Source organism: Lyngbya confervoides BDU141951 (genome assembly GCF_000817775.3).
In the GTDB taxonomy this organism is placed as follows: Bacteria; Cyanobacteriota; Cyanobacteriia; order Thermosynechococcales; family Thermosynechococcaceae; genus Lyngbya; species Lyngbya confervoides.
On record NZ_JTHE03000106.1, the window covers coordinates 22173 to 47146 of the forward strand.

Annotated in this window: 18 protein-coding genes; 3 read left to right on the top strand and 15 right to left on the bottom strand. The window is 47.8% G+C overall.

What is annotated here, in order from left to right; genetic code table 11:
- The first annotated feature begins 48 nt into the window (after window positions 1–48).
- Window positions 49–411, top strand: a complete 363-nt coding sequence (locus QQ91_RS18840) for a response regulator transcription factor (protein WP_166277347.1) — start codon at window positions 49–51, stop codon at window positions 409–411.
- Window positions 412–455: 44 nt separating this feature from the next.
- Here the strand turns inward: QQ91_RS18840 and QQ91_RS18845 are convergent, their stop codons facing one another.
- The 4 genes from QQ91_RS18845 to QQ91_RS18860 all read right to left on the bottom strand — a co-directional run bounded on the left by QQ91_RS18845 (window position 456) and on the right by QQ91_RS18860 (window position 8257).
- The gene (locus QQ91_RS18845; protein WP_166277350.1) at window positions 456–2279 is read right to left on the bottom strand and encodes a protein kinase domain-containing protein; all 1824 of its coding nucleotides are present in this window, start codon (window positions 2277–2279) and stop codon (window positions 456–458) included.
- Window positions 2280–2394: 115 nt separating this feature from the next.
- Entirely contained in the window at window positions 2395–5538 is a 3144-nt protein-coding gene (locus tag QQ91_RS18850; RefSeq protein ID WP_166277353.1) for a valine--tRNA ligase, read from the bottom strand.
- 281 nt (window positions 5539–5819) lie between these two features.
- Window positions 5820–6287, bottom strand: a complete 468-nt coding sequence (locus QQ91_RS18855) for a YlqD family protein (RefSeq protein ID WP_166277356.1) — start codon at window positions 6285–6287, stop codon at window positions 5820–5822.
- A 29-nt stretch (window positions 6288–6316) separates the two neighbouring features.
- Window positions 6317–8257: an AMP-dependent synthetase/ligase gene (locus tag QQ91_RS18860; RefSeq protein WP_166277359.1), complete on the bottom strand. Its 1941-nt coding sequence runs from the start codon at window positions 8255–8257 to the stop codon at window positions 6317–6319.
- A 211-nt stretch (window positions 8258–8468) separates the two neighbouring features.
- Between QQ91_RS18860 and glmU the strand changes: the two genes are divergently transcribed.
- Window positions 8469–9821, top strand: coding sequence for a bifunctional UDP-N-acetylglucosamine diphosphorylase/glucosamine-1-phosphate N-acetyltransferase GlmU (glmU, locus tag QQ91_RS18865; protein ID WP_166277539.1), 1353 nt, complete (start codon window positions 8469–8471; stop codon window positions 9819–9821).
- A 41-nt stretch (window positions 9822–9862) separates the two neighbouring features.
- On the opposite strand, the gene QQ91_RS18870 is transcribed toward glmU, so the two are convergent.
- From QQ91_RS18870 to QQ91_RS18890, 5 genes are all read right to left on the bottom strand, one after another.
- On the bottom strand, window positions 9863–10672 hold the full coding sequence (locus QQ91_RS18870) for a WecB/TagA/CpsF family glycosyltransferase (protein WP_201277197.1): 810 nt from the start codon (window positions 10670–10672) through the stop codon (window positions 9863–9865).
- Between the two features lie 1119 nt (window positions 10673–11791).
- Window positions 11792–12496, bottom strand: a complete 705-nt coding sequence (gene hpsJ-A, locus QQ91_RS18875) for an HpsJ-like protein, cyanoexosortase A-associated (RefSeq protein ID WP_166277362.1) — start codon at window positions 12494–12496, stop codon at window positions 11792–11794.
- 44 nt (window positions 12497–12540) lie between these two features.
- Window positions 12541–13191 (bottom strand): cyanoexosortase A system-associated protein, encoded by a 651-nt coding sequence (locus QQ91_RS18880; RefSeq protein WP_166277365.1) that lies wholly within the window; start codon window positions 13189–13191, stop codon window positions 12541–12543.
- 5 nt (window positions 13192–13196) lie between these two features.
- Window positions 13197–14054, bottom strand: coding sequence for a cyanoexosortase A (crtA, locus tag QQ91_RS18885; RefSeq protein ID WP_166277368.1), 858 nt, complete (start codon window positions 14052–14054; stop codon window positions 13197–13199).
- Window positions 14055–14095: 41 nt separating this feature from the next.
- The gene (locus tag QQ91_RS18890) at window positions 14096–14893 is read right to left on the bottom strand and encodes a cistern family PEP-CTERM protein (RefSeq protein WP_166277371.1); all 798 of its coding nucleotides are present in this window, start codon (window positions 14891–14893) and stop codon (window positions 14096–14098) included.
- Between the two features lie 1266 nt (window positions 14894–16159).
- On the opposite strand from QQ91_RS18890, the gene QQ91_RS18895 reads away from it, so the two are divergent.
- A complete protein-coding gene (locus QQ91_RS18895) occupies window positions 16160–16987 on the top strand; it encodes a hypothetical protein (RefSeq protein ID WP_166277374.1) in 828 nt (275 codons plus the stop codon).
- Window positions 16988–17273: 286 nt separating this feature from the next.
- On the opposite strand, the gene QQ91_RS18900 is transcribed toward QQ91_RS18895, so the two are convergent.
- From QQ91_RS18900 to QQ91_RS18925, 6 genes are all read right to left on the bottom strand, one after another.
- On the bottom strand, window positions 17274–18632 hold the full coding sequence (locus tag QQ91_RS18900) for a hypothetical protein (RefSeq protein WP_201277199.1): 1359 nt from the start codon (window positions 18630–18632) through the stop codon (window positions 17274–17276).
- A 166-nt stretch (window positions 18633–18798) separates the two neighbouring features.
- A complete protein-coding gene (locus QQ91_RS18905; RefSeq protein WP_166277377.1) occupies window positions 18799–19959 on the bottom strand; it encodes a glycosyltransferase in 1161 nt (386 codons plus the stop codon).
- A gap of 278 nt (window positions 19960–20237) precedes the next feature.
- A complete protein-coding gene (locus QQ91_RS18910; protein ID WP_166277380.1) occupies window positions 20238–21308 on the bottom strand; it encodes a sulfotransferase family protein in 1071 nt (356 codons plus the stop codon).
- 25 nt (window positions 21309–21333) lie between these two features.
- Window positions 21334–22557 (bottom strand): glycosyltransferase family 4 protein, encoded by a 1224-nt coding sequence (locus tag QQ91_RS18915; RefSeq protein WP_166277383.1) that lies wholly within the window; start codon window positions 22555–22557, stop codon window positions 21334–21336.
- Between the two features lie 155 nt (window positions 22558–22712).
- On the bottom strand, window positions 22713–23858 hold the full coding sequence (locus QQ91_RS18920; RefSeq protein ID WP_201277200.1) for a glycosyltransferase: 1146 nt from the start codon (window positions 23856–23858) through the stop codon (window positions 22713–22715).
- Window positions 23855–24958 (bottom strand): glycosyltransferase family 4 protein, encoded by a 1104-nt coding sequence (locus tag QQ91_RS18925; RefSeq protein ID WP_250833407.1) that lies wholly within the window; start codon window positions 24956–24958, stop codon window positions 23855–23857. Before QQ91_RS18925 ends, QQ91_RS18920 begins: the two co-directional genes overlap by 4 nt.
- Between the last annotated feature and the right edge of the window lie 16 nt (window positions 24959–24974).

The window sequence follows — 24974 nt, forward strand, 5'->3', positions numbered from 1 at the left end:
ACAGAGGCCCTGCTCGCTGCGTGAGGTGGTGGCCATAGGAGTTGACCCATGAAGGTCCTGTTAGTGGACGACGATCAAAATACGGGAATCTCGCTCTCGCACACCCTGCTGAGCAGCAAGTATGTGGTGAATCTAGTCACAGATAGTCAAACCGCCTTAAAAATGGCGGAGTTCTGTGATTATGATCTGATATTACTGAATCTTCTCCCCCAAAGTGAAGATAGCTACTTGCTATGTCGTGATTTGCGCAGAGATGGCTACCAGGGACCTATCTTACTGCTGTCCCGCATTCCCAACGGAAATGAGCAAACAGCCTGTGTCCGGGGGATAGATTCAGGGGCCAATGCCTGTCTCTCGGATCCCTACGAGGTAGAGGAACTGTTGGACCGGATGAAGACGCTGCTTTGCTAGGGTGAGCCAGCCCCGGAAAGCAATTCCAGATTCAAGATTCAAACTCAAGATTGCAGCCGCACCAGCGCCAGGGCCAGTCGAAGTTGATTGGCCTGGAGTTGATCCAGGGACTGATCCCGGTACATGGGCAGTCGCCGGGTTAAGTTGCGATCAATATCGCGAAAAAAGCGCCGCTGATTGACCCGTCGCTGCGCCAGGGTTTGATTAATTCGATCTAGATCAGAGGACTGGTACTGACCCAGCCGCGATCGCGCTGGCGGGGTGAGCTGATTGGTGTAGTCTAAAATTTCCTGGGCCACATCATACCAGCTCGATCGTAAGGCCTCATCTTCAGGACTCGTGCCGTTCAGCAGGCGGCCGCGCTGCTCTGGATACTGCAAGTAAAAGGCTTCATTGGTCACCCGATTAAAGTAGTCCGCCGGGACCTGCAGCTGATCCATCCGATCTAGAATGCCGACCCGTCGGTCCCGCTCGGCGGCCGAAAGCTGGGGGGCCGGTGCCGAGGATTCGGGGGGCGGGTCTTGGCCCCCATCGGGAAAGGCCTCCAGGCGAGACTGCACAATCCACCAGCCCACGGCTCCCAGTCCCACAACCCCAGAGAAAACCAAAATGCCCTTCACCAGCGTGACAATCCCCTGGACCATGGTGCGCTGGACGGCCCCGATGGCGCCCAGCACCGGATGGGGGGATCGAGAAGCATCAACGGCGCGCCTTTTCTCGGAAGAGCCCCTCTGGGGAGAGACCACCGCCGTTTCAGCAGAGTCTGACCGTGACCAGGTTGCCCCGGAGACCGGGTGGGGGTTTAGCGGACTGGCAGGCGTCACCGGGTTCAGAACTGGCGTTGCGGTGGGATTGGCGGGAGACACAATCAGGGTTTGGGGTGTTTTCGGGGGCGTGCCCACCTGGGATTGGGGCGTGGGCGGTTCTGGCAGATCAGCTAAGGCCTGAGCCGCTGACCGATAACGGTCGGCAGCGCGATGCGCGGTCATTTTATCGAGGACAGCGGCGAAGTGGGGCTGCACCTGCACCTGCGATCGCCAGTTAAAGGTTTGCTTGTAGGCATCAAAAAAGTCCTGTGGCTCTTTCCCGGTCAACAGACACAGAGCCGTCACGCCAAGGGCATAGACATCGCTGGAGGGATTAACCTGGCCCAAGCGGATCTGTTCTTCAGGGGCGTAGGCAGGTTTTCCAATCAGGGTGAGGTTTTTCCTGCGCTCCACCTGAGGGGCACTCCAGGTTTCTACGGTTAGGGTCACCTGTTTAACGCCCCCAAAGTCAATCAGAATCGGCAGCTGATCCCCCTGGCGACAGATGAGATTATCGGGGGAGATGTCTCGATGGATAACCCCTTGATTATGGATGTAGTCCAGAATGGGGAGGGAATTTGCTAAAAAGCGAATCACCTCGGCTTCGGTGAAGGGATTGCCCTGTTCCCGGCGCTCATGGAGCAGCGAAAAGTAGGTGGGACCAAGGACGTATTCCTGGACTAAAACGAGGGCATGGAGCTTATCGTCCATGAACCACTCCCGGAATTTGGGAATTTGTGGATGCTGCAGGCGGTAGAGCACCTCTGCTTCCCGAGAAAACAGCTCCTTTGCCTTTTCCAGGGCCGCTTCTTGATCCAGCTCCGGGGCAAACTCCTTCAGAACACACACCTCATTGAAGCGATTGGTATCTTCGGCCAGATAGGTGTGCCCAAAGCCGCCGCGCCCCAACTCGCGAATGACGCGGTAGCGATCCCCCACGATCACAGGCTCCACCGGATCACGAGGCTTGAGCTTTTCGCCGCAGTATTGGCAATAGCGGTTTGAAGGCCCATTCCGGTGCCCTCGCGAACAGGTTAAGTCTCCAATCGCCTGGGAGGTCATTGCATTCCGTGGACCTTGCGTCCCTCTAGACAGCCATCTCGTCGGGGTCGAGTCTGCACCCCACGTTCCAACCTATTGAGGACAATATAATCGCTCAACTCTATGATAGTCGAGCCTATTCCTGCAACTGCTGCAGGCGATCGCGGAGAATCTCACTCTGCTTCTGGGCCTCCGCCAGGGCATCTCGGGCGCCCTGAACAATCTCCGCAGGGGCATTCTCCACAAACTTTTGATTCCCCAAGCGCCCCTGCAAGGCGTTCACATCAGCTTCGGCCCTGGCCAGATCCTTCTCCACCTTGGCCCTGAGGGTTTCAAGGTCAACCACACCGCTGAGGGGCACCAGCACCTGAACCGTATCCACCACACCCACCAGGGTTTGCTTCAAGGTTTCAGGCACGGTATCCGTAATCTGCAAAGACTCGACCCGCGCGGCATCCAAAATATAGGTACGTCCCTGGGTGAGGATCTGGCGCTCCTCAGGATTATCGGACTGGAGAATGACACTAATGTGCAAACTGGGCTTAATGTTGGCCTCCGCCCGCAGATTGCGCACGGTGCGAATGGTCTCCAGGATGAGCGCAAACTGGGTCTCCATCTCGCTGGCGATCGGTGCTGAGGCTTGAGCCGTCGCACCGGTCTCGGCGCTGGCGGGGGAAAGAGCCTCCGCATGCTGCATCCGGTCTAGAATCAAATCTTTTTGGGCCAGAACGCTCTGGAGAAAGTGCTGGCGATCGGTTTGCCACAGCAGCTTACGCGCGGCAAACACCAGGGTAGCCCCCAGTCCGATGATCTCCAGCAACCGCCCCAGGAGGGGCACATGGTTCAAGGTACTGATGGCCGAGGCGAGGGTGCTCAAAACCAGAATTAAAATCCCCAGCCCCAGCAACCAGACTAGACTGCGTTGGTATTTCTGGGTAAAACTCGGAAGATCCTTGAGGAGATCGGTGACCGACGGTGCTGCCTCGTCTGGGGGTGAGGCAACGCTGCGACCTTGGGACTGCGGCGGAGCGTGAAGGTGGGTCAGGATCCCGCCTAAGGTGGGATAGGCCTGCAGCGCCAGAAAGGTGTGATCCGGCGCCTGGGTCAGGGTTTGCCAAATCTCCTCCGTAATATGGGGCATGAAGGGATGCAGCAGCCGCAAGGTTCCTTCTAGGACGTAGGCCAAAGTTTGTTGGGCCACGCGCCCCGAGGGGCTCTCTTCCCGCAGTCGGGGCTTCACCAGCTCAATGTACCAATCGCAAAGATCTCCCCAAATAAACTCATAGAGGCCCTTGGCGGCTTCCCCCAGGCTGTATTGGGCAATGGACTCCTGAGTTTGGCTGACCAGGCGGGCGTAGCGCGTTAGGATCCAGCGATCGCACAGCTCTAAATCCACTGCCGCGGGCTCACCCAGTTGTGCTGGCGTTTGCCCCTTGAGATTTAAAAGGACAAAGCGCGAGGCATTCCAGAGCTTATTGGCAAAGTTCCGAGAGGCCTCCACCGAGGAGGATTCATCGGTTTTGCGATCGTAGTCCAGGCGAATATCTTGCCCTGCGCCCACCACTTCCCGCACCAGGGTATAGCGCAGGGCATCGGTGCCATACTTCTCAATTAAGACGAGCGGGTCAATGCCATTTCCCTTGGACTTAGACATCTTTTGATTCTTTTCATCCCGCACCAGCCCGTGGATATACACATCCTGGAAGGGCATGGATCCCGTAAAGTGCGATCCCATCAGGGTCATCCGCGCGACCCAGAAAAAGATAATGTCAAAGCCGGTGACCAGGGTGCTGGTGGGATAGTAAAACTCCAGGTCCTCGGTGTGATCCGGCCAGCCCAGGGTGGAGAAGGGCCACAGTCCGGAAGAAAACCAGGTATCGAGCACATCGGGGTCCTGCTCAAGCTGCACCACTTCGCCAAACTGCGCCACGGCCTTGTCTCGGGCTTCTTGGGCCGTGCGGGCCACCACAAAGGGAGTATGCTCTCGAATTTCCCCCTCGGTTTCGCTCACGGCATACCAGGCGGGGATTTGATGCCCCCACCAGAGCTGCCGGGAGATACACCAGTCCCGCAGGTTCACCAGCCAGTCGCGATAGACCTTGCGCCACCGATCGGGAATAAAGTGAGGGGAATTCTGCTGATCCAGCCAGGTCAAGGTTTGCTGAGCCAGGGGATCGATTTTGACAAACCACTGGGTGGAGATCATCGGCTCGACGGGCACCTTACCGCGATCGCTGTAGGGCACGCTGTGGCGATAGTCTTCCACCTTCACCAAAAAGCCTTCGCCCTCGAGCCAGTCCACCACGTCCTGCCGGGCCTCAAAGCGATCGCGGCCCGCAAAGGGTCCCGCATTTTCGTTCAGGCGGCCATCCTTGTGCATGACGCTAATCATGGGCAGGTTGTGGCGCTGTCCCATTTCAAAATCGTTGGGGTCATGGGCCGGGGTCACCTTCACACAGCCGGTGCCAAAGCTGGGGTCGACAAAGGCATCGCCAATGATCGGGATCTCGCGGTTCATGATCGGCAAGGTCAAGGTTTTGCCAATCAGGTGCCGATAGCGATCGTCCTCTGGATTGACCGCGACGGCGGTATCTCCCAGCATGGTTTCGGGTCGGGTCGTAGCAACCTCCACATGCCCGGACCCATCCGTTAGGGGATAGCGCAAATGCCACAGGTGGCCGTCCACCTCCCGGTTTTCCACCTCCAGGTCAGATACGGCGGACTGGCTCGCAGGACACCAGTTGACCAGATAATTCCCGCGGTAGATCAGCCCTTCCTCGTGCAGACGCACAAACACCTCAATCACGGCCTTCGAAAGGCCCTCATCCAGGGTAAAGCGCTGGCGGGACCAGTCGACGGACACCCCCAGGCGGCGCAGTTGATTCACAATCTTGCCGCCGGATTCTGCCTTCCAGTTCCAGGCGCGCTCTAGAAACTGCTCGCGGGAGATGTCCTGGCGGGTCAGGCCTTCGGCGGCAAGCTGTTGCTCTAAGATGGTGTGGACGGCGATACTGGCATGATCGGTGCCCGGTAGCCACAGCGTATTGCGCCCCGCCATACGGTGGTAGCGCACCAGGACATCAATCAGGGCGCTCTCGAAGGCGTGCCCCATATGCAAACTGCCGGTCACATTCGGGGGCGGAATCACAATGCAGTAAGGGTCGCCCCCTTGGGCGGGATCGGCCCGAAAGACCTGCTGGGCTTCCCAGGCCTGCTGCCATTTGCCTTCGGTTGCGCTGGGGTCGTATTGACTGGTCAGGGTGGGAACGGTTGCCGTCATGGATTCAGAGGTGCTTCAGCTAAGGGCGGAGGAGGAAGGACAAAGGAGTCTTGAGTCTTTTAAAATTCTGCCACACCGACCCCAATCCCATTCGATGGCTTGAGCTCTGGGGATTGGAACTTGGGGGACTGGAATTTCGGGAGGCGAGAGCTGCGGGGGAGAGCACGGCGGGGGAGATTCACCCCTGGCCACGGTGAGAGGGTGAGCCGAGTCCACCCTCTGCCACAGCGGTGCCCTCTCCAGGATGGACGGGATAGGCATTCTGGAGCCGAAGACTAGAGCTAGAGCAGGCCGCGGATATCTTCAATCACGCCATCACGAATCAGGATTTCCACCTGCATCTTTTGAACCAGGTTGTCGCCCTTCTTGACGTGGAAAAAGTTTTCAATTTGTCCCTGCTCCACCTCGGTTTCCATCTCGAAGTTTTGCACCTGGTCAATTTGCTTTAAGATTTGGCTTTTTTGCTCTAGAAGCTCGCTTTTTTGGGCATTGGCCTGGGCCTGGAGGTTCTGCATCTGCGCTTCGGTATTGGAAGGGGCATTTCCCTCCGCACCCACAATCTGAATATTTTGCTTGCGCAGCTCGTTCATCATCTGTTTAACGCGCAGCTCTAGCTGCTGCAATTGCCCGTCAAGCTGATTAATTTGAGTCTGAAGCTGTTGTTGTGCTTCTTCCTTCCAGCGAGGAGTCACCACTGCCTTGACCGCAATGGCACGCTTAAGGAGAAGCTGATCCGTGGGAATATCCATAGGGGCTAATTTTTCGCTAAACGGCTAATTTAAGCAAACATCCCGTTGATCATATCGCGGTAGCGTTCAAGCACAACAGCACGCTTGACTTTTAAGGTTTGCGTGAGCAATCCGTTTTCCATGGAAAAGGGGTCTAGGATTAAGGTAAACACCCCAATGCGATCATCGGGTCGGAAACCGGGGCGATTTTTAACCTCCCGGATCAGCTCCTGGCGGTAGAGTTCGGTGATATCAGGACTGTCCCAGTTCAAGACCGTGGCGGCGGCGGGAGCGGGGGGCAGGTCGCCTAGGGCGGCGGCGGGGAGGGTGGCATTGCGGGCGATCGCCCATTGCTGCAGGGCCTCCAGGTTGGGCACAATCAGGGCCCCTAGCGATCGCTGATCCTGGCCCACCACCATGATCTGGTCAATGTAGATGCTGCGGGCGCAGGCATTTTCCAGCGGTTCGGGTTCAATATTTTCTCCATTGGAGAGCACAATCGTATCCTTGGCCCGCCCGGTTAAAAATAAATCCTGGTGCGGGGTCATCCAGCCCAGGTCGCCGGTATCAAACCAGCCCTCGGGGTCAATGGCCTTGGCGGTGGCCTCAGGATTGTGATAGTAGCCCTGCATCACCTGGGGACCGCGGGCCAGCACCAACCCTTTCTCGCCAAGCTTCAGGGTCTGGCGCGTTTGGGGGTCCACAATATTCAGCTCCGTCTGGGCAATGGGGATACCTGCCGAGCGGCGAAAGTTTCGCTCTGGGCGGCGTGCGGTTAGCACGGGGGAGGTTTCGGTGAGTCCGTAGCCAACCAGCAGTTCAATCCCCACAATCTCAAAAAAATTCTCCAGATGCTGGGCCAGGGCACCTCCTCCGCTCAGGGAGAGCTTAAAGCGCCCGCCCAGGGCCTCGCGCACTTTGCCATAGACTATTTTGTCGCCCAGGGCATGGAGGGGGGCCAGGGTGATCTGCTGCACGGTGGCGCCCAGGGTTTGCAGGGGGGATGGCGAGAGCAGATCCAGACTCAGGCCCTGCCGGATCCGTCGCGCCACAATGTAGCGTTCGCTGAGGCGAAAGAAAAGGTTTACCAGCCGCTGTTTAGAGGCAGGTTGAGATCGAAACTGCTTTTGGATGCCTTCGTAGAGCGATTCCCACAGGCGCGGAACGCTGGCCATATAGTGGGGACGATAGTCCTTGAGATCGGCTTTGATGTGGCGAATGCTGGTGTAGACCAGGGTGCAGCCCTGGGAGAGTAGAAAATAATCCACGATCCGGCCAAAGGAGTGCCAGGTGGGCAAAATGGTCAGGGCCAGTTCCCCCACCTGGGGACTTAAAAATTCTGGAACCGCGGTAATTTGGTGCAGCAGATTCCCATGGCTGAGCATGACGCCCTTCGGTTTGCCGGTGGTGCCTGAGGTGTAGAGCAAGGTGGCGAGCTGGTTGCGATCGCCCAAGGGCTGGACCAGATCGGCTGATTCGCCTGCGGTAACGATGGCTCCAAAGCTATAGACGGGCACCCCATAGTCTTGGCTGGGGGTTTCATCGGAAAGCAATCCAATCCACTTCAAAGGGATCTGGGGTAAAAAGGGGACCAGCTTCTGGAGGGTTTTCAGGTTTTCAGCAATTAAAACCGTGGAGTCGCTGTTTTCTAAGATGTAGGCTAGCTCCGCCGGGTCTGCCTCCGAACTACGCACCACGTCCACCGCACCGGCCAGCATACAACCCTGGTCTGCAATGAGCCAACGGGGACTGTTGTCGGCAAAAAGGGACAGGCGATCGCCCGGTAGCACCCCCAGCGATTGCAGTCCGCAGGCAAAGCGAGTGAGGGCCTCCGCGAGTTGAGCAAAGGTGATCTGCTGCTGGGGCTGACTGTGGGGGTCAATGAGGGCCACGGTTTCCCCGAAGCTCTGGGCGGCGATCGCCCAAATATCGGAGAGAGCGTCAAGCTGGCGATACTGCGGGTTCACCGGCGAGGCGGGAGAAGAACTCATAGGTCAGACGCTCCTTCTAGAACAACAGACAGCCAAGGAAGATAGCCAAGGATCGGCAGCGGGTGGGTGTGTATGGTCCGGCATGACCGGTTGCGGGAGGGCCAAGGAGTGGTCTGGGTCCCTGAACGAGGTATACTCCGTGAGGAGCAGCCGCTCCCTGCCCGATTTGGCAGGCCTTGCCCACGTTAATAGCTACAGCCTGGAATTTAGCATGATTGCGGTCGCAATTTTAGCGGCGGGAAAAGGAACCCGCATGAAGTCAACGCAGCCCAAAGTCCTGCATCGCATTGGGGATAAAACTCTGGTGGAGCGGGTTTTGGGAAGTGTGGTGGGCTTAAATCCGCAGAAGCGGATTGTGATTGTGGGCTATGGGGCGCAACAGGTGCGCGAGTCCCTGAGCCACGATGGCGACCTTGAGTTTGTGGAGCAACGGGAGCAGTTGGGAACGGGCCATGCGGTCCAGCAGCTGATGCCGGTGATGGCGGGCTTTGAGGGCGATCTACTGGTGCTCAATGGCGATGTGCCGCTCCTGCGGCCAGAAACCCTGAGCAAGCTGCTGCAAACCCACCAGGATCACCAGAATGCCGCCACCATTTTGACGGCGCAACTGCCGAATCCCCAGGGCTATGGGCGAGTCTTTTGTGATGCCCAGAATATGCTGCAGCAGATCGTGGAGGATCGAGACTGCACCGAGGCCCAGCGCCAGAATCATCGCATTAACGCTGGGGTCTATTGCTTTCGCTGGCCTGACCTGGCGCAGGTGCTGCCCCAACTGCGATCGGACAATGATCAAAATGAATATTACCTGACCGATGCGGTGAATCACCTCGCGCCGATTATGGCGGTGGATGCTGCGGACCATCGCGAGATTTTAGGGATTAACGATCGCAAGCAGCTGGCGATGGCGGCAGACATTCTCCAGGATCGGGTTAAAACCCACTGGATGCTGGCGGGGGTGACGCTGGTGCAGCCGGATTCGATCACCATTGAAGATACGGTTCACATTGAGCCCGATGTGGTGATTGAACCCCAGACCCATCTGCGGGGAAGCACCACCATTGGGACGGGCAGCAAAATTGGACCGGGGTCACTGCTGGAAAATGCCCAGATTGGGGAACAGGTGACGGTGCTATTTTCGGTGATTCGCGATAGTGCGATCGCTAGCGGTAGCCGCATCGGTCCCTATGCACACCTAAGGGGCCAGGCTCAAATTGCCGAAAACTGTCGGGTGGGGAATTTTGTGGAAATCAAAAATTCCACCCTGGGCGCTCGAACCAATGCGGCCCACCTCTCCTATCTGGGAGACGCCATCCTGGGCACTCAGGTGAATATTGGCGCCGGAACCATTACGGCGAACTATGATGGGGTGAAGAAACATCGGACCGTGATTGGCGATCGCACCAAAACCGGGTCGAATAGTGTGCTGGTGGCCCCCCTTACCTTAGGTTGCGATGTCACCGTGGGGGCCGGTTCAACCGTGACCAAAGATGTTCAGGATGATGCCTTGGTGGTGGCGCGGGCTAAGCAGGCGGTGATGCCGGGCTGGCGGATGAAAAGCGAATAGAAGCTAGAACTCATCTGTTTATGGCCAGATCAATCAGACATTTAATGACTTTTCTGGTCTTGAATCTCACCAGGAGCAGATAGACTCGTGTGAAGTAATTGCAGAGTGGCTCGATAAAGAAAAATCGGAATGGTGTAGGCATACCTCTTCCAAAGACGTAGGGGTTCCTGCGCTAGCCGAAACAGCCACTCGAGGCCCAATGTACGCAAAAATTGAGGCGCTCGTTTATGAATTCCGGCATAGACCGGGAAGACTGCTCCAACTCCAATCATAACCGCGTTGATCTTGCCCTTATGTAACGCCATCCACTTTTCCTGTTTTGGACAGCCCAAAGACACAAAAACAATTCCGGCCTTGCTAGCGTTTATCCGATCTATCAAATTCTGATCGCACTCTATGGATGAGCTAAAGGGTAGAGGCTCAATCCCAACAACAGGAGCGGCGGGATACTCATCTGCCAGTTTTTCCTGCATTTTTGCAAGAATTGCCGGATGAGATCCGACTAGATAGATCCCAAGATTACACTCTGAAGACCGTTGAAAAATACTCTCAAAAACGTCTAGCCCTGCGACTCGGTTTTGGTGACGTGCTCCCAGGAGCCTTAACATCCAGACTAAGGGCATTCCATCAGGCGCCACTAAATCCGCGTTTGTAATAATATTCATAAGCTGACGATTTTGAGTTGCCTCTACTAACATGTGAGTGTTAGCCAAGCAGATCACTCTGCTTGCAGATGTCTGCGCCCATTCACAAATTCGAGAAATTTGCCAGTCAAACGGCATTGCAGTAATAGGAACCCCAACGACGCTAATGCTAAGAGCTTTCATATTAAAGTAAACTAAAGAATTCATTTGGTTTGGGCAATTTTTACAACGATAAGGCAACAAATAAAAGTCCCTATATGAATGAAGGTAGAGTAAACGGCATAGCCTTATAATCATTAGCCTGAAAGCTGCACAAGAATGAGGCTAGAATTCTCCAACAGTAAAATAATTTCAGGATTTATCTTGTCCAATTTCTATATAACCAACCCAGTTAAAACAAATTTTGGAATATAGAAGCCTAGTTTATTCTTTTTCTGGAAATACATATCTGACACACGAGAAAACCAGAAAAAAGTCAGGCTTAAGGGCACCTCGAATAATTCAAGCTTATTGAGAATGACTAACGGAAAGTTAGGTGTCCTATTAACTCTAATTTGTCAATAAGGCTATTTTTCGAGGTGCCCTTAAACTAAATCAAACAAAAAGCCAAGTGAGATGATTGTCAATATATATAGCAATCCGACTTGAATTGTGAGAACAAAATCCAGAGATACTAAGGCTTTCAAGACAATCTAGTCTCACGAATGAGATGAGATTGCTATATACCAAGCAGTTAACAATAGGAGTTAGCTTGTGCAACTCAGGAGTTAAGGTAGTTCTGAAAATTGTTTAAAATATAGTAATCTTCCGGATTGGCAAAATCAAGCTAAAAAAGTCATAAAAAGTCAGATAAAAGCACACTTTAAAATTAGAGGCGTCCCAGGCAACGGTAGTAAAGACTTAGGCATGACACGATCAAGGTAGGTGCAACAGGATCAACAGCGTTTTAGGCCTCCAATTACTAACAAGCATTAGATGCGTGCATTCAAGCACTTATTCAATTACTCTTCGGTTTCATCATTCCAAACCCAAGCGGAATACCAAGCAGCGTCAAGGCTGTTGAAAGTTCTTGGAAGAAATCTGCTTGAAACTGCCACACAAGTGATATTCTACTTCTTCTGTCAAACTGTCATCAAAGATTGTTTTATCATTCGCTTAAACTTTGCAAACACGATTAAATCTCCCAACGTAATAGAAGAAAATTATTAAAATTTTGTTGAAGTCATGCCTATCTAAAACAGAAACAGACAAACTCTGACATAAACCCCATAAAATTGACGGATGTAGCTGTTCCCGAGTTACCGCCTTACCCGGTGCAAATTGATACTACCGTCCACTTTTTCTGTGGGAGCCTCCTTGTCTTCTTCGAGTTCCACGCCAAATCTGAATATACAGGAATCCTGAAACAGCGCCTCCAAAACTCCACTTTAGTGCACGCTTAATTAGCTGGAGGCGCGTTGTTTTCTGTTCAGCTTTAATTTGTGCTCTAGAACTATTTTTAACTTGATCTAGATCTTGGCGGAGACGCTCCTTCAGGTCCTGAGCGGTTTGTATCCCTAGCTCAGGATTCTGAGCAGTCACCTGATCAAATAATATTTTCAATTGTCCTGCAGTAGCCTGATTCAGTTGATTTTGAAGCTGTTGTATTCGATCAATTTGTTGATTAGCCTGAGCATTAAGTTGAACAGAGTTTTGCAGGTTAATTCGATGTGCACTGCTGAGTCCACCAGGAATCATCAAGAAGGAACAGATCCCCAAGAGCAGAGTAGTCCAGGAAAGAAAACTAAGAACCAAAAGTTCCCAGTTACGGCGATTTTCAAACTTACCGTAGAATACCAATGCTAGGCCCAACAAAGGGATAGGAGAACTTTCGACCAGAGATCCAAATGTTTGAAATTCCCAAGGGGGGTTCATAATCTGCAAAGGGAACAGAATATCAATCAGATTGAAAAAAGCTAGGATCAAGAGACCGTAGCCAACCAGGCGGAACAGATAGCCTGGCAGCACAGCTTTAGTATTCGGCAAATGCATAAAATATTAATACGATTTATAAGGAATAAAAGAGAAATACAAAATCAGAATATCGGAAATTGATAATTCCAAGATTGATACCATAAAGACCAGACATTTTCGAGGATTTGATAAGGGATAGTGGAATCCTGTTTGAGTGGAGTCGAGAGCAGGACAAACATACAGCGATTTTCGATGAGATTACTCTTCCCCAGCAGCCATGGCAGCAGACGCATCGCAGGATCATAAGTATTACGGTTTTGCTTGAACTGTCTTTTAGTCAATGTGCTATTACCAGAAGGATTAATACAAGCACTAAGATAGGCTCGTTTCTGATCAGTAAACAGTCCGTAGTACCCAGTATTTTTTTTATGCTGAATTAGCGGGGATGGACTAGATATTTTGTTTTTTAGAAATTGCTTTACCTCTCCATCCGAATTTGTAAAGTGATACAACTCAATCAGTAAGGAAGTACCGTTTTTTTGGTACTGGTAGCGCCTACCCCCTAAATATTTAGATAGTCCAATATCTTGCGTAAGCAGACGTTGACTAGGCAAAGCCTGCCACTGTGATAACTGAATCTGATTAGGAAAGGCAAACGGATCAGCTTTTTGGGTATCAGTAGCTGGAGCTACTGTCACTTTTACCAGAACAAAAACAGAACTAAAAAAAACCAGGATTGATAGTGAGTTTCTAAGGCCCAGCTTAAAGTTCATGTCAGTTATTGCTGCATGGATTGTTTAATGTCTACATCATTCTGTTGAAGCAAATAAAAGCATAGAACTACTAATAGTAAAACTGAAAAAAGAGAAAATATCAAAGAGCCTTGCCCAACATGCCAGTAATTAAGACTTTTTTGACTGGAATAGGCGGCGAGAATTGCCATTAAAGCCACCCTCGTTCCATTAACACAAAAACCAATGGAAAGAGCTGCGGTAGGAATTAAAATTTTTTGGAATCGGGTTGTCGGAAACATAACCAAAAAAAGAGCCGCTAATCCCACTAGATGAAGCATAGACTCGATACCTGAACAACCTGGATATACTTCAATACTCCCCCCCGGAAGGTGAACATAAACTCCTTGACGAGAGGCGTCAAAACCAAGATTCCATAGAAGAAAGGTAGCAAACTGAGCAGTCTGCTTAGAAATATCAAGTAAAAAAGCTAAGGCTCCTGGAGAAGGAGCCAAAAAACAGAGAATAGAGAGTTCTCTCCAGAATTGCCTCAAGTGTAGGCATCCCGAAGCAAACAAGGCAAGACCAAATCCTGAGATGAGGGGAGCAATCCTCAGAAAAGGATCATAACCTGAGATAACAAGACTTCTAATCAACACCAAAATAATGAACATAGCTCCGAAAAGACTCGAAACCATGTCGGATTCTAGTCTAAGTTCCTGCCGCTTAATCCATATCAGAACCACAATCGCCAAATAAAATAGCATGCTGCTAGTAAAAAGATCACTTTGCGAAGTCCTAGATATCAAAGTTAGATTGATCGCAACTAGACAGGCACCGATACCCAATAGCAAAATTTCAGGAACCTTTATCGAAGCCACAGAAGATAACTGAAGTTTCTTCATAATGACTATACTCATCCCTTGAAGACGGGAGAAAATGACTACTACTTAGAGACCGTTCGCGCTTGCTTCTTAATAAGTTTTTTTCTAGACATTACTCCAAATCCTAAGGCTAGAGCTGTACCTATTATTGTTGTAGGCTCCGGAACACCAGCGGGTTCAAAGCTGCCATTTGTTGTTTGAAACTTTAGCGGAAAGTCACTCAAGGTGACAAAATTAGTTCCCTTTGATGAATCCCAAAAATCACCGGCTATGTTCAGGTCAAAGCTATCAGACTGACCTGCCTGTAGACCCGTCTTAACATCTCCTCCACTACAGCCGTCAGAAAATATACAAATATCAATTTGCTTGAAACCACCTGGAAATTTTTGCTGTTTACTTGTTTGTACAATAGCGTTGTCAAAAACAGCATTTTCTGACTGGCTCAGGCTTACTGAGGTTACATTTGGTGTAATTCCAAACCCGAAACTAAGAATATTCGCTATATAGTTGGAGCTAGGAAGTGTGGTAGTGTTTTTAATGGTTAAACCTAAGGTTAACTTTTGACTATCAAAGGCTTTGACAACAGTTTGTAAGGTGGCACTTAGCGGAATGGGGGTTATCTCACGCCCGTTAGAGGTGCCGGCGGGAACATACCATGTTGTTGGATCCAAGGTTCTGCCAACATCATAGTTAGAATCCAATGTGAGATTATGAAGATTACTAACAGGGTTTCCGCCTTGCCGTCCGTTCAGATAGACCTGGTAGGCACTGGCAGGCAGGGGAGCGGCCATTAAAGAAATAAGGCCGGTAAGGCTAAGCGTTATTGGTATAACTGAGGAGAATCGAGGGGGGGAAGGCATTTTTATCTCCAGTGAGTCCTTAAATCTTGCATCTAACAACTTATTCTTTTCTCAAAAAATTGTCAATCAACAAAAATTAACTTTACAGATAATCACTCGGGCTAGATAGTCAAAGCTCACGTTATGTTCAGAGACTGAACTTCAAAAAAAGCGGCTTGATTACAAGAGTCCCAAGTGTTAATAAATTTATATAATTTGCATGCCTTAAAGGCAAATCAAACCCTTTTGGATAAAAAAATTTTCCTTGTCTCTAAGGCAGTAAGAAATGACTTTCTCACTAGGATAACTATACTGAGGATACATAAACTGTCAGTAATTTGAGCTGATCCCAAAGAATGTGCTGGCAATTCCGCATGCCTTACCGAAGTATTGGCTTGGCAGATTAATTGAGTCAGTTCAACCGCTTAACCTAGCAGTTCTAAAATTTTCGGAATCTTGCGCCTTACTTAGGTCGTAAATCAGTAATACTGCTCCCGTTAAACCGTGAGTCTTGAAAAAGCAACCGAAAGCTGTGAGAGAACTACTAAATATTCCGTACTTATAACATGGGAAACTCGGCTCAGCATCACTAATCTGCATAATCCGGACAAAAGATTAACATCAGCCTGCATTTTCATACGCATATTACAGAGATAAAACCAAAAAGCATGCTTTACTTTAGATCATGGCTAACACAAGAGAGGACAAAATCACCACACTCTAACTTACATTTGAGTGTCTACAATCAAGGGCTAACTAAGTTAAGCTCTGCAGAGAGGTTGTTGACCTTAAGAAGCAAGACAGGGCCGAGATCAATGTAGCGCAAAGATAAGCTGTTCTGAAAAATGGAATTTAAATTATGTGTTTATCAAGACTTCATAACAAACATTTCATCCATGAAGGGCAATTGATTTTGGGTAAATCAGCACTCGAAAAAGAGCGGATTAAGTAGGTAAGCGTTGAAATCCTCAGTCAGAAATTTATACAAAAAACAGACTATGATCCACTACTGTCAAGAGATTTCAATGTTCAGCTCACCTGAGCTTTTTAGCCCCAACCTACTTATTATGTCTCAAATTAATCGTATGGTATTATTTTATGGGCACCTCGAAAAATAGCCTTATTGACAAATTAGAGTTAATAGGACACCTAACTTTCCGTTGGTCATTCTCAATAAGCTTGAATTATTCGAGGTGCCCTTATGATTTCTCTCTCAAGTCTAAACTTGTCTTATAAGATTTCTGCAATATAAATCAACATTCAAAGATAAAGTTCACGAGGTATAGTATGAGCTTACGTGTAATTAATGGCGCTAGTACTGAAGCTTACAGAGCAACTCAGTATTTTGTTCGTAGAGCAACTCCTCCTTCTCTTTACTACAAGTTAAGAACCTTTTGCCGTCAATATCCCAGCCTTTTCCTCCCTTTTTCGAGTTGGCGATGGAGACGATGGAGGAGGAAATATGTACCTGAGAATACTCACTACGAACCTGCGGCTCCATTTCCATTATCTAAAAACACTGAAATTGTTATTGAAGGCTTTCCTCGTACAGCCAATACTTTTGCTCATATAGCCTTTAAGCTCGCTCAGGATGAATATATTAACATTGGACATCATACTCATGCTGCTGCTCAAGTTATTGCAGCAGTTAGAAGAAGAGTTCCAACAATTGTTCTTATTCGCGACCCTGAAGAGGCAATTATTTCATACATAGTTGGAGAATTTGATCCTAAAATCACAATGAGACAAGTTCTTCAAGATTATATAGCTTTCTATAAGCCAATTCTTCCACATCGCAATGAATTCGTCCTAGCTCCCTTTAGAAAAGTTGTGACAAGCTATGGTGAAATTATTGGTAAGGTAAACAATAAGTACGGTACATGCTTCAACGAATTCAAGCACACAGAAAAAAATATTAAGCAGTGTTTTGATTTAATTGATCAGGGATTTGAGAAATCTTTTGGTTCAATAAAAGAGAATGTTATAAGTCGTCCCTCAGACTCAAGACATATAGACAGAAATCTTCTAGAGAAAGAGTTCCGCTCTGACAAACTATCTCGTTTAAGAGATGAAGCTTATAATCTATATAATACTTTAATGCAGAGTATAAACTAGATAGTGTAGCTTTAAAGACATACCGACATCTCCAAGACTAACTTTGATCAATTAAACCATGAATTTTCCTTATCTCGTACATGACAATGACAGTAATGTATCCCTAATTACTGTCATGCCTTATGCAAGAAGAGTAACCTTTATAAAAAAGCTATGACTTTCGCATAAAATAAGCAGATCTAGGGCCTAAATTGGAGTGTGATTTATTGATAAATATTATTATGATGGTGTGTTAAATCCCCTTTAGATTGCGAAATAATCATTGATGCTAGCCTTGCCTCACCACTTATAACCAGCTTAACCAACTTTTAGATTTTTGTGAGGATGGAGAATATTCAACAAGTACCTTTCCCATATTTTGCTCATGCCAACGTAGCCCAATTAGAACCGAAATTGTCAGCATGTACCCAGGTTCTTCTAATTGGGAAAAAATCATTCCAACCACAAAAACACTGAGCAGTAGTAGCCTTGAGCAATCATCTTTACAAATATGATGCCAGACTAAGAAAGCTAGTAAAAAGTAAATAGCTAACCCAACCAATCCTAGATCCCCCCAAATTCCTGCCCATCCAAACAGGGGTGAAAACATACTAGATTGGTTTCCTAACCAGCTTTCTGCTACAGTTTTCCATACTGCTTTGCTCGCTTCATGTTGTGTCGCTCCGAGAGGATTAAGTAAACTCGAATATTGATCTAGCATCCATCCGCCTAAACGACCAACAGTATGCCCAGGTCCCAAGCCAAATAGCCTGTTAAGAAAAGATTTATAGTAGGTTGGGACAATACGGAATGTTGCCATCTTTAGCAATGTTGCCTCGCCTTCCGGGCCATAAATTTCAGGTCGAATCCAGGTATTAAAAGCTCTGAACGAGGGTAAATTTTGAACTGCCCAAAAGAATACAGTCCCAATTAAAGAACCTCCGGCAACATACTGTAAGACTCTTACAATATCTTTTAATTTGATTAGTATCAATAATATCCAAGCTACAAATATTGCCATCAACACCTGTTTAGCATCTGCCACCTGCACATGTATTAAAGCAAAAGTCAATACGACACTCCGAAACCATAAAGGCACATCTTTAGCCGTCATCAAGTAGTACAGTGCAAACGACATAGAGACTGAGGCTCCTACGACGTGCCCTGAACCTGACAAGAAAAAGACTCCCTGAATATTATCTGCAGGCTCCATCCCCGTTGACTTTAAGTCAAACCTTAGAATAAAACGTTGAATTAGCGCATAGAAAATATGGAACAGGCAAAAGCGACGAATCCAGATTTGTAAATTTTTAAGGCCACTGACAGAAGCCGATAAAGCATAAACAGCTACTAGGAAAATAAAGGGTTCTCCTAGTAGCAAAAAAGAAAGAATCGCATTGATAACACCAGCATTGTTAAGGATAGCACTAATTAGTATTATCGTGAATAAAATAAAAATTCCGATCAAAAGTTGTCTGGTTATAAATATTTTTTTTTGACTCTCTGAGCGACTTTTTATAAGTACTAATCCACAGGCAAGAGGAACTGTAACAAAGTGCAGAAAATTAATTTGAGCTGGAAATCCAAAAGTCTCAAACATACGCACAAAAAAAATACTGCTAAATGCTAAAATAATAGTCTTAGAATTTGTTAAGAGCCCTTGCATATTATTAGATTTATTATCTGCGATAAGTAGGTGAGCGTTGAAATCCTCAGTCAGGGCTATGAACTAAAATTAGGCTGGATTCCAACAATAGCAAGGGATTTAAGAATTCAGCTTACCTGAGTCTTTTAGCCCCGACCTACTTAGAGGAATTCATACCCAGACTAATCTACGTACACACTAAATGGTAGATTTCCATCATTCGTTTGTAGTTGCTGTGAGCTGTATATTTCTCCTCAAATTCACTTCGGGCATTAATCCGCATTTGTTGCATGGCATCTGGGTGAGCCAATGCCCATTCCACCTGCTCAATCAAACTAGCTGTATGCCCTGGCTGAAAGTGTAACCCTGTTTTCATGGGAGCGACAAGCTCAGCGATCGCCCCAATGTTAGCACCAATCACAGGAGTCCCTTTTGCAAAGGATTCGATCGCTACTCGCCCAAAGGTTTCGTACCATTCTGAAGAAAACACCAAAAACATGGCTTCTCCCATCAAATCATAAATATCAGATAGTGATCGTCGTCCCAACCATTCCACTCCTTTGCCCTTTTCAGCAGCAGTTTTTACCATCGGGGCGAGAGGGCCATCACCTGCAATCTTGAGGGGAATTTTAGTCCCTAAGGTTTCCCACGCTTCTAAAACCGTATCCAATCCTTTTTCTGGAGAGAGTCTACCAACAAACAACGCATATCCTCCAGATCCATTTCCCGGTGTTGGGGCAGGATGTAGGAAGTTTGTCTTAAACTGGAACTTCTCCTTGGGGAGTCCTCCCTCAATGAATTTATGGAGAGCAAACTGGCTATAGGCAATAAACACATCAACAGCGTTTGTCCAGGTGCCTCTAAGGTCATGAAATTTGACCATTGAGGCGACGCCAGCACTGGCAACATGGCTATTACGATAACAACCATGAATGATTCCGGGAAAGGGAAATGATTTACCTATACAATCTTCGCAGACCTGTCCACCTCGGAAAAACAAGCCGTTGGGGCAAAGTAGTCGATAATTGTGCAATGTCTGAACGACAGGCACCCCTTCGTCTTTGGCCGCATAGTAGGCTGCTGGTGAAATCACGGGAAAGGTGTTGTGAAAATGGGCCACGTGGGGACGCTCCTTCTGGATGAGCGATCGCAATTCACGATACACATCGCTGTTCCAGAGTGTGTTTTTGGTAAGGGCGATCGCGCCCATCCCGTTTACCCGATCGTTATGAACCGTATAACAATAGACTTGGTGACCATTGGATTCCAACAAATCGGCCTCGGTGGCAAAGATAGTATCCTCCCCCCCAAGTTGCTGATAGTAATTATGGACTGCTAAAACTTTCATACCTGGATAAAAAATTGTGGATTATCGATAATTAGGATATTAAACTAATTGTTTGAATATCTTACTCATCTAGATTCAGCCGAATACAAACCTATTGGATTGACTTGCTTTTTGGTGTTGAAGGAAGCAACCTCATCGCTCTCTAAAACACTCCTTCGATCGACTAAAATTTATCTGGACCATTTCATACTAGGCTATCAACCAAAGTCAGAATGGTAGGCGATTCAACTGCCTACCATCCTGTTACTTTTATCCTCCATTGAGGAGGTTCCTCAAACCTAATTGATATTTGCCCATTTGAGGGATTTAAAATCGCGCTCTCGATAACGCCAATCGTTAAACAGTTTGGACACAAAATAAAGTGGATATCGCAGAATATTCCATACTGGCAACAAAAGAAATTTAAATTCAATCGGATAATTGTACTTTTGCAGGTACGGCGCAGCCAATAGTTCGAAGAAGAAGCGCTCACGCTTTCTCATCTCGCGATAAAATTTCTCTGCATTGTTCGGATCAAGTCCTTGTTTTGCTTTTGAGTGAAATGATGTCATGAACTTTGGGGAAACTAGTTTCTGATTTCGCTCCAAATTATGGTAATCCTGATACATCTTTGGAAAGTATTCAATCCCAACGCAATCACATAATTTGGAGAGTTCCTCATCTGGAAACCTTATCAGATCCTTATACCTGAGTTCATATACTTGTACTTTTTGTTCTCCATTTTTTAATTTTTCGACTCGACGAAGTCCATCAACCCAGTAAAGAATTGCAGGCAATAATCGCTTCGGTCCAAATTTTACCTGACTTTTTTGATGAACTTTTTTGTAAGAGAGATAAACATCTCGTCCATCTCTAACAACGTGGATAATTTGAGTATCGGGGAAAACAGTGAGAATTTCTTCCAGGCTTGCAATTAGCACTGGTGATTTGATTCCCCAGAGCAGATCTTCAGTGCCCTCCCGTTCGTGATATGCCTGATAAAAGACACGATTAATATCAGCAAAGCTCTGAGGCTGATAGCGGTTAAGATAGGAGATTAGATAATCCTTATCAAGACCCCATCCTTGACCACGAGATGTTACCATAAAAAGGCTGACAATATTCTCATAATCCTGAGGGATAAACTCAGATTTTTTTTGATAGAAGCGATAGGCTCGACCAATAAAGTCACTTTCGTGTGGAATCGCAATCTGATTACTGGCATTCAAAATTGATCGGAGTAATGTGGTTGCTGATCGACCTGAACTGACTATAAAAAGAACAGGATCTTTAATTTTAGTTGTATCTTTCTCCTGTCCAGGCAAACTACCAAATAAGTTATCTTTTTCCGCTGATCCGTTCGAAGTCATTACAAGTTACCTCGCCTATACAACTTTAAGTGTTCAAAACTCTTTGGTAGAGTTCACTTAGTTCCTTCCCTTTCCTTTCCCAGTTATATTTCGATTGGATTAACTGCTGTCCCGTTTTCCCCATTTCAATCCTGCTATCGGGATCAAGGGCAAGTTGCTTCATGGCATAGGCTAAATCCTTTACAGCTTGTTCCGGGGTGTGGGCTAGTACCTTGATGCCGGTCTCCTTGGTTACCTGCACACCAGGACCACCCAGGTCAAGACAAAGGATAGGACGCCCTGCCGCCATGCTCTCTAAACAGACCCAGCCGCCGGAGTCATGTAAACTGGGATGGACTAACACATGGCATTCCCCCAATCGTTCCAGCGTTTCAGACCGAGGGAGATTGCCCCAAAACTTGACGCGATCGCCCACTCCCAACTCCTGGGCCAATCGCTGGAAATTCTGCATTTCGACGCCATCCCCCAGAATCCAGTACTCAGCATCGGGCAGGTTCGCCGCCGCAAAGGCCCGGATACCCAGATAAAAGCCTTTCCAGTGGAGTAATCGGCCCATGCTAATGAACCGCAGTTTCGATGGATCGGGCATGGGACATCGGGACAGTTGCTCAATTTCTTCCGTGGGCAGACTGGTTTCGGGGACCACTTCAACTTGTTGGGCTCCCAGAAGCCGCACTCGTTCAGCAGTGTCTTCTGTGGTGACTCGTACCACTCGACTACGCTGGGCCGTGATGCGCGTGAAGGGATCGAGTTCACCTACGCGATGGGCCAAAACCCGCAAAATTTCATAGACCTTTGCCCGCCAGCTAAAATCCTGCCAGAAGGACTTTGGAGCCATTTCCCCTCCACCCACCGTGCCCCAAATGAAAGGGATGGGGAGCAATGAAATAAAGCTGGGGGTGGAATAGCGCACAAATGTAACATGATGCGCTACATCAAAGCCAACTTCCCGATGGAGTTTGCGCGCAACAAAATATGCCTGAATCTGCCATAAATAGTAGTGAAAAACAAAGGCAATAGAGCCAAGCTTCCAAAATCCGCCAATCACTGGCAGCGTAAAATAGACGAAGTGCAAGTTAGAATTTGGGTTTTCTGCTAAGTATGACTCAATGGCAGGGCGACCATCGTCTGGACGAGTCAATACCCAGACCTGATGCTCCTTTGCTAGTTCCCAGGCAATATTCCACCCGACACCTGGTTCTGAGCCTCGACCTGCTTCACAAGCGTAAGCAGATAGAAGAACTTTCATGGATTACAAGCCTCTAAATTAAAGATCATCCCAAAAAACACAAGAAAGTAATGTAACTAGTCAAAACTAAATAGAAAAACAAATATAAACTTACAAGCGTCTAAGAGAAGCATAGTGAAAGTTCCTACTTAGTCCCATCAATACTAAGAAGATAATCAACTTAGCGTCCTAAAGAAAGAAAGCCACTGCATAGCAATAGATTTCGGATCAAACTCAAGACACCTTGTTTTGCCTACTTGAGAAAAATGCATTCTCTCTTCTCTTGAAGAGAGTAACCGATTGATTGAGTTTGCAAGAGCTTCAATATTATAGTTTGGTACTAACTTGCCATACTCACTATTTCCTAAAATGTACCTCGGCCCCCCTCCAATAGAATCTGTTGCAACCACAGGAACTCCACAAGCCATAGCCTCTACAAGAGCTAAGCCAAAGGGCTCTTCTTCCGATGGCAAAACGAAAACATCGGATTGCGCCATATTGCACCAAGGATTAGAGGTAAATCCTGGCAGACTAACGATTTCCTCTATACCCAGTTTCGTTATTATCTTCTCTAAAGTTTCTCTTTCAGATCCTTCTCCAAAAATAATCAACCTCGCACTAGATTGTTGATGTATGAGCTTAAAAGCTTCAAGCAACAGCGGAAAATTTTTCTGCTTTGCCAGTCGAGCAACACTTAAAATAACAGGATGCGTTTTATTAATAAGCCAAGGATGAGTCGCCTCATCCTGACTAAATCGCATTACTGCTTCAATATTGACAGGATTAGGAATAGTAATAGCTCGATCCGCAGGTATTGAAATGCGAACTTCACGAAGGAGATCATCTAAAACTTCTTGACTGTTGGCTCGGAGAGCACTAGCTCTTGGGTAAAGCAATTTTGCAAGCAGTGGATAAGAACGAACTTGAAGACTGTTTTTTTGTTCCACATAAGCCTTATAACTCATTGTTGAATGCTGGCTAAGAATCAATTTTGTTTTACTTTTCCCAGGGATAAGCCATCCTAAAGTTGCAGGAATATTAATAAACATTGAAATGGCTATCAATATATCTGGACTGTATTCTTTTAGAAATTTTGCCAGGGGTAAAATCAATGATCTTGCTCGCTTACAATCAAGCTTTACTAGTTTCACACCCGAAGGAATTTCTACGTATTGGCCTGGAGGTTCAGCTATATAAACAAGATAAATATTATGAACCCCTGCTTCCCAAAATCCCTTTGTCATAGCAGCAGTGTTATTTGCCAGTGCCCCCCCAGCAAGGCCCCATGTTAAGATTGCAATGGATGGTAGCGGTGATATCATAATACCAAGTTTTCCTCCTGGGCAGAATATTGGACAGTAACGGATTGACGATCGCACACAAATCCCACAATTTCTGCCAGGAACTGTGCAGACTTCTCTGGGCTATAAGTAGCCATCACCTGTTTTGAATGTTCTCCCATCATCTGAGCTAGAGTTGGATTGTCAATGAATTTGCTCATTACATTAGCCAAGTATTCTGGATTACCCGGTTCAAAAACATAGCCATTGCTCCCATCAGTGATTACTTCAGAACTTCCGGCCCCGGCTGAACATAACACAGGCTTACCAAATAGCATGGCCTCCAGAACCACTACGCCCCAGGTGTCTTCCAGAGTCGGCATAACAAACACATCAGCATAACGAAAATAGGCACTAATCTGGTCATAATCAACTCGACCCACCCATCGAACGCAATCATCTAGATGATTAAAGCGAGCAAACTCCTGAAGTTCTTCCCGTTGTTCACCATCCCCTACAACCAACAAGTTGTAATCGGTATAGCCCTTTTCCTTCAACCGCACTGCTGCATCTAGGAGATGTTGCAACCCTTTTCGGGGCATAATACGGCCCACAAACAGGAAAACAGGGCGATGATCATCTCGCTTCAGCAAAAGATTAACCTCGGATTCATCCTCTGATACACCTAACAAACTTTCTGCGGCGGGCACCTCGTAGGGGTAGGCAAAAACCTTTTCGTCAGACAATCTCAGGACATTCACCAGGTAATCTTTTCCAGCCTGACTGTTGGAAATACAGGCATCCGCCAGAATACCCATGATGCGTCGCATCAGCAGCCGTAATTGAGAGTTTCGAAAATCTACGCCAGGGGAACTTCCTTCATAGGCAATAATCACCTTCCATCCTACAAATAACTTTAGAACCAGGGCAATCAACGTCCAGATACCAAAGGCATTCGTAAAAATAACCTGAGGCCAGAATCGAAACAGGGGAAACATGACGGCGGGAGTCACATAGGTCAATGTGGAGCCATACCCAGTTGCACTAGATGAAAACTCGACAATTTTCCGCTGCCCCACCACCTGAACACTAATCGAGTCCTCGAACCCCTTTGCATATCCTGGCCAACGGGCAGTCAGCACCTTCGTTTCAGGAAAT